The 15076-nt window shown below is 47.3% G+C and carries 15 protein-coding genes and 1 pseudogene; 5 read left to right on the forward strand and 11 right to left on the reverse strand.

Features of this window, described 5'->3' with window-relative positions:
• Positions 1 to 22: 22 nt before the first annotated feature.
• The gene (locus ACLQ6D_RS02505; protein ID WP_411725680.1) at positions 23 to 1000 is read right to left on the reverse strand and encodes a KpsF/GutQ family sugar-phosphate isomerase; all 978 of its coding nucleotides are present in this window, start codon (positions 998 to 1000) and stop codon (positions 23 to 25) included.
• 446 nt (positions 1001 to 1446) lie between these two features.
• Positions 1447 to 1560, reverse strand: a pseudogene (locus ACLQ6D_RS02510) (IS200/IS605 family transposase); the annotation flags it as partial.
• A 237-nt stretch (positions 1561 to 1797) separates the two neighbouring features.
• On the opposite strand from ACLQ6D_RS02510, the gene ACLQ6D_RS02515 reads away from it, so the two are divergent.
• Positions 1798 to 2013: a transposase gene (locus ACLQ6D_RS02515; protein ID WP_411725681.1), complete on the forward strand. Its 216-nt coding sequence runs from the start codon at positions 1798 to 1800 to the stop codon at positions 2011 to 2013.
• Here the strand turns inward: ACLQ6D_RS02515 and lolA are convergent.
• The 5 genes from lolA to ACLQ6D_RS02540 form a co-directional block, all read right to left on the reverse strand.
• A complete protein-coding gene (lolA, locus tag ACLQ6D_RS02520; protein WP_411725697.1) occupies positions 1982 to 2590 on the reverse strand; it encodes an outer membrane lipoprotein chaperone LolA in 609 nt (202 codons plus the stop codon). The genes ACLQ6D_RS02515 and lolA overlap by 32 nt on opposite strands.
• Before the next feature lie 70 nt (positions 2591 to 2660).
• Positions 2661 to 4997, reverse strand: a complete 2337-nt coding sequence (gene mrcB / locus ACLQ6D_RS02525; protein ID WP_411725683.1) for a penicillin-binding protein 1B — start codon at positions 4995 to 4997, stop codon at positions 2661 to 2663.
• A 180-nt stretch (positions 4998 to 5177) separates the two neighbouring features.
• Complete coding sequence (locus tag ACLQ6D_RS02530) at positions 5178 to 6179, reverse strand: zinc-dependent alcohol dehydrogenase family protein (protein WP_411725684.1); 1002 nt, start codon at positions 6177 to 6179, stop codon at positions 5178 to 5180.
• A gap of 104 nt (positions 6180 to 6283) precedes the next feature.
• A complete protein-coding gene (locus ACLQ6D_RS02535) occupies positions 6284 to 7660 on the reverse strand; it encodes a carboxynorspermidine decarboxylase (protein ID WP_411725685.1) in 1377 nt (458 codons plus the stop codon).
• A gap of 12 nt (positions 7661 to 7672) precedes the next feature.
• A complete protein-coding gene (locus ACLQ6D_RS02540; RefSeq protein ID WP_411725686.1) occupies positions 7673 to 7861 on the reverse strand; it encodes a DDE-type integrase/transposase/recombinase in 189 nt (62 codons plus the stop codon).
• Between the two features lie 428 nt (positions 7862 to 8289).
• Here ACLQ6D_RS02540 and ACLQ6D_RS02545 point away from each other — a divergent pair, with 428 nt between their 5' ends.
• The 3 genes from ACLQ6D_RS02545 to ACLQ6D_RS02555 all read left to right on the forward strand — a co-directional run bounded on the left by ACLQ6D_RS02545 (position 8290) and on the right by ACLQ6D_RS02555 (position 10957).
• Positions 8290 to 8907 (forward strand): MBL fold metallo-hydrolase, encoded by a 618-nt coding sequence (locus tag ACLQ6D_RS02545; RefSeq protein ID WP_411725687.1) that lies wholly within the window; start codon positions 8290 to 8292, stop codon positions 8905 to 8907.
• Positions 8843 to 9202: a hypothetical protein gene (locus ACLQ6D_RS02550; protein WP_411725688.1), complete on the forward strand. Its 360-nt coding sequence runs from the start codon at positions 8843 to 8845 to the stop codon at positions 9200 to 9202. The genes ACLQ6D_RS02545 and ACLQ6D_RS02550 overlap by 65 nt, the downstream gene beginning before the upstream one ends.
• A 72-nt stretch (positions 9203 to 9274) precedes the next feature.
• Positions 9275 to 10957 carry an exo-beta-1,3-glucanase gene (locus ACLQ6D_RS02555; protein ID WP_411725689.1) on the forward strand — a complete coding sequence of 561 codons (1683 nt, stop codon included), beginning with the start codon at positions 9275 to 9277 and terminating at the stop codon, positions 10955 to 10957.
• A 108-nt stretch (positions 10958 to 11065) separates the two neighbouring features.
• Here the strand turns inward: ACLQ6D_RS02555 and ACLQ6D_RS02560 are convergent, their stop codons facing one another.
• The 4 genes from ACLQ6D_RS02560 to ACLQ6D_RS02575 form a co-directional block, all read right to left on the reverse strand.
• A complete protein-coding gene (locus tag ACLQ6D_RS02560; RefSeq protein WP_411725690.1) occupies positions 11066 to 11479 on the reverse strand; it encodes a winged helix-turn-helix domain-containing protein in 414 nt (137 codons plus the stop codon).
• A 228-nt stretch (positions 11480 to 11707) separates the two neighbouring features.
• Positions 11708 to 12457, reverse strand: a complete 750-nt coding sequence (gene tfpZ / locus ACLQ6D_RS02565; protein WP_411725692.1) for a TfpX/TfpZ family type IV pilin accessory protein — start codon at positions 12455 to 12457, stop codon at positions 11708 to 11710.
• A 369-nt stretch (positions 12458 to 12826) separates the two neighbouring features.
• Positions 12827 to 13444, reverse strand: coding sequence for a pilin (locus ACLQ6D_RS02570; RefSeq protein WP_411725693.1), 618 nt, complete (start codon positions 13442 to 13444; stop codon positions 12827 to 12829).
• Positions 13445 to 13917: 473 nt separating this feature from the next.
• Positions 13918 to 14487, reverse strand: a complete 570-nt coding sequence (locus ACLQ6D_RS02575; protein ID WP_411725694.1) for a Uma2 family endonuclease — start codon at positions 14485 to 14487, stop codon at positions 13918 to 13920.
• A 159-nt stretch (positions 14488 to 14646) separates the two neighbouring features.
• Here ACLQ6D_RS02575 and ACLQ6D_RS02580 point away from each other — a divergent pair.
• A partial coding sequence (locus tag ACLQ6D_RS02580; RefSeq protein WP_411725695.1) for a cytochrome-c peroxidase occupies positions 14647 to 15076 on the forward strand: 430 nt, incomplete at its 3' end.

Here is a 15076-nt window from a genome sequence, read left to right on the forward strand (position 1 = left end):
TTCTGGTTACTATCCATTTCCATCATACGATTCCCGCACGAATCAAATCGTGCATATTCAAAGCACCCAGTGCGCGTTGCCCATCATCAACCACAATCAATGCGTTGATTTTTTTCTGTTCCATAATCTGCATGGCTTCTGCCGCCAGCGCATCAGCTTTGATGACAGTGCAATTGGGAGTCATGACATCAACGATAAGGGCGTTTCGTACATCGATATTTTTGCCTAACATCCGCCGCAAATCACCATCGGTGAAAATTCCAATAAGCTGGTTGTCGTCTTCAACAATGGCGGTCATGCCCAATTTTTTTTCGGTCATTTCCAGCAACGCTGCACTGACGGGCGCCGATTTATGCACCATCGGCATTGCCCCGTCAACATGCATAATATCACCAACCCGCAACAACAATTGTTTACCCAAGCTACCGCCGGGATGGGACAAAGCAAAATCATCCCGGGTAAAACCCCGCGCTTCGAGTAATGACACCGCCAAGGCATCGCCCATCACCAAAGCAGCCGTGGTGCTGGATGTTGGTGCCAGCCCCAAGGGACAGGCTTCCTGAGCGACACTGACGTTGATATGCGTCGTAGCAAAAGTCGCCAATGTCGATTTTGGATTGCCCGTCATAGCGATCAAAGGCACAGCCAAACGTTTGATAATCGGTAGAATCTTGACTATCTCCTCCGTTTCACCGGAGTTTGATAGCGCCAACACCACATCCTGTTTGGTAATCATCCCCATGTCACCATGACTGGCCTCGCCAGGATGCACAAAAAAAGCCGGTGTTCCCGTGCTTGCCAAGGTTGCGGCAATCTTGCCGGCAATATGCCCGGATTTGCCCATGCCAATCACCACAACCCGCCCCTTGCACAAAAACATCAACTTGCAAGCGCTAACAAAGCTATCGTTAATCTGCCCGGCTAATGCAGCAACCGCTTGGGTTTCCACCTGAATGACAGCCAGAGCCAGCTCGCGGAGTTTTTCGTCATGAAGCTTCATTTTCTACCATAGTGTAAGGCAAACCAACTCGATAAATAGGGGATATGACACAAAAATCGCTGGCATTATGCCATATTTAAGCCGTTCTCGCCTTACAGGAGTAACGACTGATTCCTCGTAAAATACTATAAATCAACCTCCAATATTTACCAATTTAAGCTTCCATTTTTCCAGTGTAGGTACACAAGTAAATGTTTAAAAACAATGGTGTAATAACTTTACATGGCAAATATTAGACGCTGATTGACACATAGCATAGCGCGATTGCCCTGACTTAAAACTCCCAAATACCCCTTTTATGCTATCCACTATACTTTTTGTTTAATCGCGCTGATTTATCCTAAACTTTTTGACGGTACTGTTTATTAAACAACCACCAGCCAAAGCTGGTGGGCTTATATTTAGGGCTATAGTCCGGATACGGGTCGTAAGGCCCGTTCAGTTCAGTCCTCCGTTTTAAAAGTATCGTCACCTTTCAGAACTTTTTGGCGATGCTTCGTGACAAACACAAAATGATATGGAATCTTAAAAACAGCGTGACTCCCATAACGATAATCCATAAACCCTCCTTCTTGCCAGTTCATGACAATATAAAATCATAGATGAATCTGACCGCCTAAAAGGCGGTGGCTTTAACCTTACTACGGACTAATAAATGAGATAATAACGCTAACCCCGCCAACCTGGATTATTCGATGTAGAAGAACGCGCCGCGCAACTCACTGAAATTGGCGATCCCTTGGTGGACTTGAAGGCACGGATAGCCTGGGAGGCTTTTCCTCCCCTGACCTCGGCGGGTGCATGACAAGAACAGGAAAAGCAATGCGGATGCCAAGCCCATTGACGTGGTGTTGATGTTCAAGGTGCTGGTGCCCCAGCAACTGCACAACCTGTCGGATGATAGGATCGAACACCAGTGCATGGGACCGCTTCAGTTTCATGCGTTTTTGGGGCCTGCAACTGGCAAGTTTAGTTTAGTGATTATTGATCTGAAAAAACATCCGCCCCCTTAGGTGGCTGAAATTCAAAAAGGGTTTGTTTAAGCGGCGCATTCAGTATGACATTGGAGAAATAAATACGGGTTAGCTGACCAAAGTTATCGCTCAACTCCATGCCAGCCAACGTACCTTTTGACAAGCCGATTAATACATATTTAAAACTGCTGTCCTGGTTTTTGGGGAATAATTTTACCCATTGTAGATCGCCGTCCGTGCCTTGATTTTCCATGGTGTAATTATCTTCCAATGAGACATCACCACTCAATAATAGTGCGGGGGTCGAGCCTAAAGACTCGTCAACTTTTTTCACGGTGACTTGTTCAAGATCGCTATCATAGAACCAGACTTTGCCTGAGTTGGAAACAATCTGCTGCTGGAAGGGTTTCTGATAATCCCAGCGAAATTTACCTGGCCTTTGCAAATAAAAAACGCCTTGACTGGCCTGGGTTGGGTTTCCCGCTTCATCAATCAGCACCTGCTTAAAATCGGCAAAAAGCGATTTTGAAACCTTTAAAAACACCTTTAATTGCATGACCGGTTCATTTTTTGCGACGTTTTTTGCCCTGTTTTTTGAATACGCGAGGTCATTCATTGCCAGCAAACACAGCCAAATCAAAGCCAAAACATTAACTTTATTCATATTTCGCTCTATTGTTGAAAAATTATTCTGTAAATAAATCGTCAAACCAGGATTTATCCTGTTCGATAATCTCTTGTCCACACGTAGAATATGCCGTTGGTGCCGATCCCGGTAGATAGGGATATTCTTTCGCACCTTTACAGGCCTTGTTAGCCAACAAGCCGTTAACCGGATCGACCCAGGCCGTTGTGATATTATCTGGGGGGATTAGTGTGGCCGGCTGCTTTGAAATCTGTTTCATCAGGGCAGTCCAGACTTGCAGGGCGCCCATTGCGCCCGTCAAGCCAATCGGTTTGTTGTCATCCCTGCCTAACCAGACCACCGACAGATAATCACCCGTATAACCCGCAAACCAGCTATCCTTGGCATCGTTGGTGGAACCAGTCTTACCGACCAAGCCATAATCTTTTGGAAACTCCATATAAGCCGTATGGCCTGTACCCCGACGCATGACTTCTTGTAACATCGTATTTACGATATAGGTCGCAGATGGATCGACGGCTTGCCTGACAATAAAAGGATAGCTTTGCAGCCGCTTACCACTTTCTGCAACCACTGCCCGAATACCGCGAATTGGCGTCAGAAATCCATCTCCCGCCAATGTTTGATACATTTGCGTCACTTCTATCGGCGTGAGTGAAGAAGCGCCTAGTAATAGTGACGGGAATAAATCGACTTCCCGGGTAATACCCATCTCTTTTAAAGTTTTCGCCGTTCTTGCAACGCCAACATCCAGGCCAACCCTGACTGTAGCCAGATTATAAGATTTGGCCAAAGCGGTCAGTAAGGAGACATTACCATGTTCCCTATGGTCATAATTTTTTGGGCTCCAGGTAGTGCCATTCGGCAAATTGACGGTTATCCCGGTATCGCTAACGCGTGTCGTAATGCTGTATTTGTTTGGGTATTGCAGAGCGGTCAAGTACACCACTGGCTTGATGAGCGAACCGATTGGCCGCAACGCATCCAAAGCCCGATTGAAACCTGATGCTTTTTCCTCACGCGCACTGGATAGTGCAGCAATTTCGCCGCTATCCCTACGGGTCACCACAACCGCAGTTTCCAGATCTTTAGCACGGGACGATTTCTCTAACTGCCTTAATTTATTGCTTATCGTCTGTTCCAGTGTGTCTTGTATCTGGGTGTCCAGGGTAGTGAAGATTCGGAGCCCGTCAGAAGTAAAATCTTCTTCACGGTATTCCTGTTTTAGCTGGCGCTTGATTAAATCAAGGAAACCCGGATAGCGATTTTTAGCCACATGTGGACGCGGCAAAATCGTTAAAGGTTTTTGTTTGGCCTGGTTTGCTTGTTCTACCGTGATATAGCCCAGATTTGCCATCTCATCAAGCACCAGGTTGCGCCGTTCGACAGAACGGTCTGGATACCGTCGTGGATCATACTGGGATGGCCCACGAACCAAAGCAACAAGAGTTGAGACTTGTTCCAGATTGAGGTCTTTGAGGGCTGTGCCAAAATAGAACTCACTCGCCAACCCGAAACCATGAACCGCGCTGCCACCATCCTGGCCCAGGTAAATTTCATTCAGATAAGCTTCCAGAATTTCATGCTTACTGTAACGAAACTCTAAAATCAGGGCCATAAATATTTCCCTGATTTTACGCCATATCGCTCGCTCCGGAGTCAGATAAAAGTTTTTGGCCAATTGCTGGGTGATCGTACTGCCGCCTTGAACAAGACTGCCAGCTTTAATGTTGGCCATGATGGCCCGGGCTATACCGCGAAAGGAAATACCGATGTGGTTATAAAAATCCCTATCTTCTGATGCCAATAAGCCTTTGATGAGAATATCCGGGGTTTCTTCCAGCTTGATTAATATCCTGTCTTCTTTTATGGCGGGATAAAAACTGCCGATTAACACGGGATCCATGCGTACAATGGCCACTTCTTTGGCCAAGGCTAAATCCATCACATTAACAACAGCGGACTCGCTAAAGTTAACGGCCAGCATTCTACTGGGTTCACGTTGATCCCAAAAATCAAATGCGCGGGTTTTGACGATGATATGCTGATCTTTCTTGGTATAAGAACCTTCCGTCTTTAATTGGCTGTCTAGCCGATAGTTCAAACGCTGCAATAACTCCTCAAATTTTCCATTAGCGATATTCTGTCCTGCGAAAAGCTCGACCGGACTGGCGTAAACCCGAGCCGGAATCGCCCAGCGCTTACCTTCGAATTGTTCCCTAACGTTATAATCGAGATAACCTAAAAAGCAAAATAACAGAAATGAACAGACGACAAAAACCCGAAAGACGGTATTCCTAAACCAATGTGAGCTAGGTTTGCTCGGCTTCCTTTTCGCATCATACCTGGAGTTACGTCTTTTCGTTTTTTCTGCCATAAATCCCTACTGGATCAATCAATTCCTAGCCTTGTTTAAGCCTTGTACCCTATTATACTTATATCCAGCCATACTGAGTCTACTGGTAACTAGCTTAACTATTCAAGGTGAACTTAAAATGAACGGCATGGGGTTGCACTGGACTATGGGCTATCATAAATTAACGGGATTCATGAATCCTTAAAATTCTGGTATCGATAAAACTAATTTTCCGGTCGTATGCCCTGCTTCAATCAAGCTATGCGCTGCTGCCGCCTGTTGCAAGGAAAACCGCTGGCCGATATGCGGTTTTAACAAGTCTTTATCAATCCAAAGTGCGCATTGTTGCAAAATTTGGACGTGTTTGTCCCTGGCTTCATCAAGGTCTCGGAGCATGGGCGTTAACATGAGTTCAAAGCCAATCAGCAGATTACGCATCCTGGCTTCGGTTAAATCCAATTCAGCCAATCCCAATAAGGTGATTATTCGTCCAAAATGTGCGGTTGCGCTGATACTTTCCTTAAACACGGCGGAACCCACCGTATCAAAAACCAAGTCAGCACCTTTGCCCCCAGTAAGACTCAGGACTGAGCTGACAACGTCATTCCGGGAATACAAAATCACTTCATCAGCGCCTAACGCTTTGACAAAATCAGCTTTCTCCTGATTGCCCACGGTAGTAATCACCCTGGCCCCTTTAAGTTTCGCCAATTGGATGGCGACATGGCCGACACCGCCTGCACCTGCGTGGATGAGGACAGTCTGGCCTTCTTGCAAACCGCCGCGATCATAGAGCCCACCCCAAGCGGTTATCAATACCAAGGGCAAAGCAGCAGCTTCGGCAAATGACAGGCTGTTTGGCATCAAAGCGCCCCAACGCCCGTCAAGCACATTATATTCTGCATAATTACCCTGCTCCCGACCCAAACCGCCATGACAAAACCAAACCTTATCACCCGGCTTAAAACGGCTCGCCGCATGGCCTGTCTCAACGACTGTACCAGCGCCATCACAGCCCAAAACGGCGGGTAACGGCTGATCGTAAAAAAGGCCATTCCGTCTGATTTTAGTGTCCACAGGATTGACACCCGCAGCAGCGAGCTTGACCTTGATGTGCGTGGGTTTTGCTATTTGGGGTTCGGGAATATCCTGAACCTGTAAAACATCGGGACTGCCGGTCGCCGTCATGACGATTGCTTTCATGGTGTATTGCCTGTTCTATATGTATGATTTTCTGATTTTTTGTGTACCACGAAGGACACGAAGTTTATATATTTTTCTTCGTGTTCTTCGTGGTGGATTATAAGTTATTCATCGGACATCCATTGTTGCCGATAATCTTGATAAGTGTGGTGTTTTATTCGCCTTATCTGCTCACCATTGGCCGTGTAAACATCGGGTAGATTATACCCATTAAACCGGCTAGATTTAACCAGGCTATAAGCGCCAACCTGTTTAAAGACAACCTTATCTCCAACCAACAGTGCCTGGTTAAAACGGTATTCCCCAAATATATCGCCAGCCAAACATGTACTCCCTGCCAAAATGACGGGATAAAGACCATTCGGGTCATGTCCGCAAACTTCCGGTTGGCGCTGATATTCAAACACCTGGGGATGATGATTGACTGAGGTGTCCAATACCGCAATGGTTTTGCCGTCACTGTTAAAGCAATCAATCACGGTCGCCAGCAAATAACCTGCATCCCCCACGACTGCATTGCCCGGCTCGATAGTGACTTCCAAATCGAAATCATTTTTTAACTGGGCTATCCTCTCAACAAAGCCACTGTCATCAGCGATTTGGTCGAACAAATAACCACCGCCAAGATTCAGCCAATCAAGCCCAGTAAAACCATCGCCCATGAAATGCCGCAGCTTATCCAATGTTTGCATGAGCGGCGCATAATCTGTCGCGGAAAAAACGGTATGAAAATGCAATCCCTTAATTTCCCCGACAATATCAGAGCGCAACACATCATCCATATCAGCGCCTAATTTTGAATACTGTCGGCAGGGGTCGTAACGTGCGTCCGCAGTAAAAGAAAGCTTCGGGTTAATCCGTAGGCCGATTGATGCCTGATTTTTGGCAACATTTGAAACCATCCCGTACTGGCTAATGGAATTGCAACTGATGTGGGAGCAAAGTGATGTCAATTCATTGATCTCATCCGGCCTAATTCCAGGCGTAGTTAAATGGAGCCTACCCTGCCCTGCCAAGACTTCATCCGCCAATCGCGCTTCAAACAACGAACTCACCGAAAAACCATCAACGTACGGCTTTGACAACTCCAGGACAGCGGACAAAGGCAATGATTTGATTGAATACAACAATTTGCAGCCACTGCGCTCACGAAGGATTGCCAATGCCTTCAAACCCTTCAGCACCCCAATTTCATCCAGCACAAACGCTGGTGAGGTCGGAACGCAGTCTTTTAGTGCTTGAATATCCATCATTAAAAATTTACATGGCCATGAACAACCCACAGGTTGCAGAAAATCCGGTTGGTGCATGACGCACAGCTTCGGCAAGCGGTTGGGGATTTGGTATTCCCAAAAGCGCCGGTTCAAGCGGCAGCAAAACTCGTCCAGGCATTCTTGCACATGGCGGCCTGACACGCCGTGGTAGGTGCCGGGCAGGCAGCCCTTAAAGTTGCCGATGCCCGCATGCCCCAAGGCAACCATCCGTCGGCCAATTCAGGGGGCATTACCCCAACAATCCCCTTTTCTGCCCATACTTTGTTGTATCTTCATTATGGCTAAGTGGCCACGGTACTCCTGGCTGGCATATTGGCTATCCCGGTCGGAATGATGCAGTAAGCCAGGGTCAGGTCTTCGCCGCCAAAACGCCATTTGCAAGGCGACGGCACACAGCGAAGCCCACATGTAGCCGTCAATCGACTAACCCACGACTTGCCTGGAGAAAAGATCAATGACAACTGAGACATAAAGCTATCCTTCCAGTGTCCAGACGTAGGTGATGTCAGTCGTCCAGACCATATTGGTCGACGCGGCCTCAAAGTTAATGGTCTACCTGATTACCCATAAGTCACAGCTAATTTCAAAAGTCGGCTTGGCATAAGTGGTGTCCTCACAGGCGCATAAACAAAAATGCCGACAATTCTTACAATTAATACAGACCACTTAATTTTGGGACTAAACACCTAGTGTGGTTATACACTACTCGAAAAGCGAAGGTCAAATCACGTTTTGAATCGCTTTCTGTAAATCATAATGTGCGTATTATTATAGATAGGCATTGTTTAAATACCTTATCATTTTGCCATACTGCTTTTTCCTGTAAGGGGTTATTGATGAAAATCTTGATTGTTTTGGTTGCGTTGTTATCAGCCCATGCGGAATTCGCTGCGCCGGTATTATCCGTCAACCAAGTTGCGCCGGGCATTTATGTGCATTGGGGCGTTCAAGAATTTTCCGATACTAAAAATCATGGCGCTATTGCCAATATCGGCTTTATTGTCGGCCAGCGCTGTGTAGCAGTGATTGATACCGGGGGCAATCCAGGGCAGGGCAGGGCGTTAAGGAACGCCATAGAAAACACCACGCCTAAACCGGTTTGTTATGTGATTAACACCCACGTTCATCCCGACCATATTTATGGCAATTCGGCGTTTAAAAATACGGGCGCTAAATTTGTCGGGCATGAAAAACTGGCACGGGCGATGTCCGTACGCGGCGATTATTACATCCAAAAAGCGCCCAGGTTACTGGGGATTACCCTAACAACAAACGAGATCATCCCCCCTGATATTTTGGTAAGCGGTGAACTTGATCTCGACTTAGGCGGAAGAATCCTCAAGCTTGCCGCCCATCCGGCAGCGCATACCGATAACGATCTTAGCGCGTATGACCCACACCGATACCTTATGGTTGTCCGGCCTGCTATTTACCGAACACTTGCCCTCTATTGATGGTAGCCTTAAAGGGTGGTTGGCAGAGTTGGACAAGCTGGAAGCTAAATCCTATAAAATAGTCATTCCAGGACACGGTGGCCTAGTTACCGATTGGCCGAAAAGCATGTTGCCTGAAAAAGAATACCTAAGCGCCTTGCTAACCGAATTAAGGGCTGCGATAAAGAAGGGTGTGTTTTTAGAGGATGCCGTATCAACAATTGGCCTTTCGTTTAATGGCCGTTGGAGGTTGTTTGAAGAATTTCACCGCAAAAACGTGACCAAGGCTTATGCTGAACTGGAATGGGAGGATTAAGCGTAAATGATAAATCGAACTGGACTGTTTTTGAGTAGTGAACTTGACACCTATTGGGGAATTTTTTTAATTATGAGAATTGTTTTATTTACCGCACTGATAATGTTGTTCAACGGTTTGTTGGGTTACCTGACTAACTTGCCCGAAGATGTGGGCTTGGATGTGTCGGACGGAAAGCTTAACAGCCTTTCTTATGCGCCTTTTCGGGAAGGGCAAAGCCCTTTGACAGAGGAGTTTTCTACCCCTGAACAAATCGACGAAGATTTGCGATTGTTAGCGGGTAAAACCCACACCATCCGTACCTATGCCAGCGCACTAGGCCTGAAAGTTATTCCTGAATTAGCGCGAAAACACGGCTTAAAAATGATTCAGGGCGCTTGGATTGGTTATGTTGATAAAGATATTCCAAAAGAATTGGATGAACTTGTTTATGCTGCCAATACCTATCCTGATGTTGTTAAGCGCGTCATCGTCGGCAATGAAGTGCTGCTGCGCGGAGAAAGGACGCCGGAAGAGCTGGTCAAATACATCCGCGAAGTCAAAAAACGTGTCAAACAACCCGTTTCTTATGCCGATGTCTGGTCTATGTACATGAAATATCCTGGTTTAATCAAGGAAGTGGATTTTATTACCATCCATATCCTGCCTTATTGGGAAGACGAGCCGATTCCTGTCGAAAACGCCCCGGCGCATATCGAGCGCATTTACAAACAGGTACGAGAAGAAGCAGAGCGTATTGCACCCGGCAAACCCATACTCATAGGCGAATCCGGCTGGCCTAGCGAGGGCAGGCAGCGCGGCTGGGCGATTCCCAGCGTGGTTAATGAGGCGGCTTTCATTCGCGGTTTGCTCAAAGTGGCCGCCGACAACCATTTTGATGTCAATATAGTCGAAGCCTTTAACCAATCCTGGAAAAGCGAACTGGAAGGCGTTGTCGGTGCAAACTGGGGGCTATTCTCCGTCGATCGCAAAGAAATTTTCCCTTTGACCGGGAAAGTCTACGAAAACGCCAAGTGGTTTGACCAGTTCCTGATTACATCGTTAATCATGGCGCTAGTTGTCTGTTGCCATGCCAAAAAACTGCAAAACCTGCCTTCGCTAAAGGTGGCGGCTTTCCTGATATTTGTTCAGGTGCTTTGCGCCTTGCTGGTATTTCAGGCCGATAAGACTTGGTACACCAGTTATGATGACTGGCAACGGACAAAGGCCGTGCTGATTGCCCTTTTAAATATTGCAGTCGCTGGTTTTGTCATCCACAGGGCGAGCAACCTGCTTACGGGTGCAGAAACAAAAAAAACCGTGATCACTGCGCTAGATGCTTTTTATTTGATCGTTATAGCGTTGTCCCTTTACAAAACTTACTTGTTGGCAGTGGATGGGCGTTACGTCAGCTTCCCTTTTGAACTGGCCGTTATCCCCATAGCCGGGCTTTTAGGATTAGCCTGCATGCGCTGTCTAGTTGATCGAGTCGCGCTGTCCAACCTTGATTTCAATAGATTAATTGGCCGCAATCCTGCGAATAATCAACGAAACAAGCATATCGGCTGGTTGATGCTGTTCTATGCAGCAGGCCTTGCAGTGGGTGAAACTAAAGCCTTTATGGTGGGGCGTGATTTTATACTGGCATATCCTGATGTTGGGGAAAGGCTGGTCTGGGCAACAACTTTCGCCTTAACCAACTGCCAAATGCTGGGGTGGCTGGCCTGTCTTGTTATTCTGGCGTTGTCTCTTTTGGTAAAAACTAAACTAGGATAAATATTCGGCAATGATAAAACTACGTTGAATGAAGAGGTGTGTTTATAATATATTGATATTTAACAATTTCATTCATGGTCTAATCGCCTATACAAAATAGGTGCTGCACTAGTCTTTCAAGGCAATGGTCTCAACCCGGCCAATGTTGTTGAGGGTTATTTTGCCTTCCTGGGCTAACCAGCCGATACTGCGTTGGACTGTTTTGCTATCATCCGGAAGTTCCCTGACCATTTTTGCGACAGAGGTAGGGCCGTTTTTATTCAAATATCTCCAGATACTGCCTGCGGTCATACCGACAAGTTCTGGCATACCCTTTCTTATTGTTTCAGCAACTGGCTTTACTTTAGGCGCTTTTGCATTGTTGCGGGCAGGCCTAGCTGTTGATGGATTGACAGCCGCGACTGGCGGTTCAGGATTAACCTCAATGACTAAGGTATTGGCAATGGTCAGTTGTTCGTCCACTAATACATAAACGACATAACCGACAAAGATCACACTTACGGTAAAAAACATTTCAGTCATAACAGCCCCATCCCCTTAATTAATTTTTGCTATTATCCTCAAAAACAGGAAAAGATGGCAACTGTATTAGCTTAGCAAGCAACCTGTACAGTAGCTGATCGGTTTTCTTTTGGAAGCCCATGTTCATCTCTTTTGACATTATAAGTCTGTTTATGGAAGTGTCCTGTTTTTATAAACTATTTCAATATTTGCGCGGCTAATCCGTCCTACGGCTCTTTCCTGTGTGGGCTAAGGCCACGGCTTAATATCAAGCGACTGGATGACAGTTGCTGAATGGGCATCAACCAACACCACCCCATCCTTGGCTGGGGCGTGTAAAGGTAGCCACTTCACTTCGTTGTCTTTCCAGGTTGCCAATTCTTCTAGTATGTCAGGGTCCTTTCTGTGCAACTTGCGAAGTTCCGCCAAGGATTTTGCCCGTTCCAGCATTTGCTTTTTGATGTCAGCCAGCGGCACAAACAGTTCCGGCAATTGTGGCCAGTCTGCGCCGCCCACCACGGACGAGAACAAAATTTCCTGGCGGCGTTTAGGGTCTTTAGAACCCACTGCCGCCACCCATTTGGGCTGCAACCAACTGATTTTTCCAGGCTCATTATCGTTTTTCTCAGCTTTGGCGGCGCTGGCAGGGTCAATCTCGTGAGCCCTTGACACATCGAACCTATCGACATTGAACACCACAAACGCGGGGCGGCCTTCAAACACCGTGTTCATGCCGTAGCATAAGGCTGTCAACTGCAACAATGCGATCACGGTCAGGTCAAACTTCAACGAAGGCTTATTGGGTTTATAAATGATTAGGGTAATCACCGGGCCGATAGTGATGTCTATCGCCAACAGCATCAGAAAAATCTGGGTAACGCCGACCGCAGTATGCAGCGGCGCCGGATACCAGACAAAAAACACTATGTAGATTGCCAATGCGGCAACCAGGCCTGATAGGGCCAAGTGTGCCAAAAATGCAGTAAACCGATTTTTCATATTGTTAATTGTTAGTATTGTAAATTAAGAAACCTCTAAAAATTCAATCATTACCCTCCCCCTAAGGGAGAAAGTGTTTGGGCCATAAGCGCCAACTTACCGTAGGGGCAACCCTTGTGGTTGCCCTATTACGGGTTGCCCTATCTTGTGGTGGCCTATCAGGAAGGGCAGGCACAAGGCCAGCCCCTACAAGCAAGTTTAGTTTATTTCAAATACGACGTAGTGCTTGGTGCATCGGGTTTGAAATAAAAAAACCCCGGCAGGAAGGGCCTGGCGGGGGTCGGGTTTGTTGTCTTGGCCGGGGCTGGCTTAGGTGGGCAGAAAAACGTTGCCCACCCTGCTATCCCCGGTCAGTTTAGTGCTTATCGATTAACGGCACTCAGCAGGGACGAAGCGCGCAGGTACGGCGTTAGCGGCAGCGATGGCGGCAGGGGGGAGAGGAAAGCGGGCTACTGCCGTTGCATTGGTTGCAGATACGCAAGCCCAATCCAGGGAACCTGTCGCTGGAGGCACGGCAACGAGCGCCGCAGCTAAAGTTGGGGCGAGGGCAGCTGTGGTGCGTACAAAAGGATGCAATTGTATGGTGGTTGTGAGCGCTCCGGCCGCTCCTAAACCCACTGGTGCAGGAAGGAAGTTAATTGTAATGACACCTGTAAAAGCTCCGGGAGCAGGACAGACTGCTACTGGTGCTGCGCCTTGGCCCATACAAATAGCTTGAACGTACTTACTGTTAGCGCCCGTGGCACCGGATTGTAAGTTCCACGAGTTTGTTACGCGAGTCAGGTCTGCTAAGGAAGACGTCCCTTCACTTGCAATCATAGTTTTTGCGCTTTCAGTCAAACCTAAACCTTCAGTGATGCGTGCACGTACGACGTAATCCTGATACGCCGGTAAAGCCACCGCCGCCAGGATGCCGATAATGGCGACCACGATCATCAGTTCGATCAAGGTAAAACCTTGTTGGATTTTTTGCATTTGATGTTTCATTTTAAGTTCCTTTGTTGGTTAAGTTGGGTGCTAAAAATTTGTGTGTTGCTTATGCTACGCAATAGCTAAAGCAGGTACTGTGCCAACTTTTTTGGCAATCCTTAAAAACTAGGCCGCTGGATATGCCAGAATCAGCTAGACAGTTGTTTTGTAGTCAATAAAACAGTAGTGTAGGGTGGGTAATGCTTTTCTGCCCACCGACAAATGGTGGGCAAACAATACCAACAGTAGGCGCTTTAGGCGAAGCTGTTTGCCCACTCTACTGTCAAATAGTGACAATTTTTGTCAGTTGTAGGGGGCATTCGTCATCTCGGCAATCCTGCCGGAATGACGTGCTGGAAAAATAGTTGTAGGGGCAACCCTTGTGATTCCCCCCTGATTGCCCATTGATTTGAAATGATGAAAGTTTAGCAGGGTACGTTGCGCGTACCTTTTCGACGGTCGATGGTACGCACAGCGTACCCTACGAATCTTTAAATGTTTGGCAAGGTGTCTTCGTAAAGCTCTTTTAATAAACATTTCACTTCAACACCTTTTATTTCAACCCGTCCATCCGCTTGGGTGTAACTGTGCAGCAGCCAGTCATCGTTTTGGGTGCGGGTAAAGCTGTCTACACGCATGGCGTTGGTGTCGATCAGCCAGTAGGTTTGTAAGCTGTCCAGTTGCCGGTAGGCGTTGAATTTATTGCCTCGGTCAAAGGCTTCCGTGGAAGGCGACAGCACTTCAGCGATAAATAAGGGGTGTTGTTTGTACAGGGTATTGGCCTGGTCTTTAGGGTTGCAGGTGACCATGACATCAGGATAAAAAAAGGCACCGGCTTTGTCCACCTGGACTTTCATGTCTGAGATGTAGGTTCGGCAGGGCGTATTTTTGAGGTGCTGCTTGAGCAGCAAAGCGAGATTCAAGGCGATGGTGACGTGGTTATCGGTAGCGCCCACCATCGCCCACACTTCCCCGTTCTGGTATTCGTGTTTGAAGTCAGCCATTTCTTCCCCTTGCAGGTATTCTTCGGCGGTCAGGATAATTTTTTCAGCGAGTGACATGTTTTCAATACCCCTGTCGGGAAAAAGATAGGCTGTAATATGATTGTACCTAGCCTGATTTATATTTTACAATTCAGCCGAAAATAAGAAAGGTTACTGGATTGTTTATATCTTAGGGTATAAGTGGTCTGACTAGCAATAATAACAATGGAGGAGAGTATGACTAAGTTTCATTCGCTGCTAACGGCAGTTGCCTTGGCAAGTTCGGTTTCTGTGGCTACGGCTTGGGATGTTTTGCCTATCGAAGCGCCCGCGCCTGCTGACAATCCCACGACTCCCGCCAAGGTTGAGTTGGGTAAAATGTTGTACCACGACCCGCGCTTGTCTTCTACGGGTACGGTGTCGTGTTCGTCCTGCCATAACACGATGCTGGGCGGAGAAGATAACCGGCCCAACGCAATGGGCGTTAACGGCCAAACCGGCGGACGTAGCGCCCCAACCGTGTGGAATTCGGCATTCAATGCGGTGCAGTTCTGGGATGGCAGGGCATCAAGCCTGGAAGCCCAAGCCGCGGGGCCTGTGACCAATCCTATCGAAATGGGCATGAAGAGCTGGGATGATGTGGTCGCCCGCTTGAATACCATTGAAG

The sequence above is a fragment of the Methyloglobulus sp. genome (assembly GCF_046714055.1).
In the GTDB taxonomy this organism is placed as follows: domain Bacteria; phylum Pseudomonadota; class Gammaproteobacteria; order Methylococcales; family Methylomonadaceae; genus Methyloglobulus.

Bases quoted from the DNA above. Each gene is read 5' to 3' on its own strand.
- ACLQ6D_RS02505 (WP_411725680.1), bottom strand. From the start codon at position 1,000: ATGAAGCTTCATGACGAAAAACTCCGCGAGCTGGCTCTGGCTGTCATT.
- lolA (WP_411725697.1), bottom strand. From the start codon at position 2,590: ATGAATGACCTCGCGTATTCAAAAAACAGGGCAAAAAACGTCGCAAAA.
- mrcB (WP_411725683.1), bottom strand. From the start codon at position 4,997: ATGGCAGAAAAAACGAAAAGACGTAACTCCAGGTATGATGCGAAAAGG.
- ACLQ6D_RS02530 (WP_411725684.1), bottom strand. From the start codon at position 6,179: ATGAAAGCAATCGTCATGACGGCGACCGGCAGTCCCGATGTTTTACAG.
- ACLQ6D_RS02535 (WP_411725685.1), bottom strand. From the start codon at position 7,660: ATGGTTGCCTTGGGGCATGCGGGCATCGGCAACTTTAAGGGCTGCCTG.
- ACLQ6D_RS02540 (WP_411725686.1), bottom strand. From the start codon at position 7,861: ATGTGGGCTTCGCTGTGTGCCGTCGCCTTGCAAATGGCGTTTTGGCGG.
- ACLQ6D_RS02545 (WP_411725687.1), top strand. From the start codon at position 8,290: ATGAAAATCTTGATTGTTTTGGTTGCGTTGTTATCAGCCCATGCGGAA.
- ACLQ6D_RS02550 (WP_411725688.1), top strand. From the start codon at position 8,843: ATGACCCACACCGATACCTTATGGTTGTCCGGCCTGCTATTTACCGAA.
- ACLQ6D_RS02555 (WP_411725689.1), top strand. From the start codon at position 9,275: ATGAGAATTGTTTTATTTACCGCACTGATAATGTTGTTCAACGGTTTG.
- ACLQ6D_RS02560 (WP_411725690.1), bottom strand. From the start codon at position 11,479: ATGACTGAAATGTTTTTTACCGTAAGTGTGATCTTTGTCGGTTATGTC.
- tfpZ (WP_411725692.1), bottom strand. From the start codon at position 12,457: ATGAAAAATCGGTTTACTGCATTTTTGGCACACTTGGCCCTATCAGGC.
- ACLQ6D_RS02570 (WP_411725693.1), bottom strand. From the start codon at position 13,444: ATGAAACATCAAATGCAAAAAATCCAACAAGGTTTTACCTTGATCGAA.
- ACLQ6D_RS02575 (WP_411725694.1), bottom strand. From the start codon at position 14,487: ATGTCACTCGCTGAAAAAATTATCCTGACCGCCGAAGAATACCTGCAA.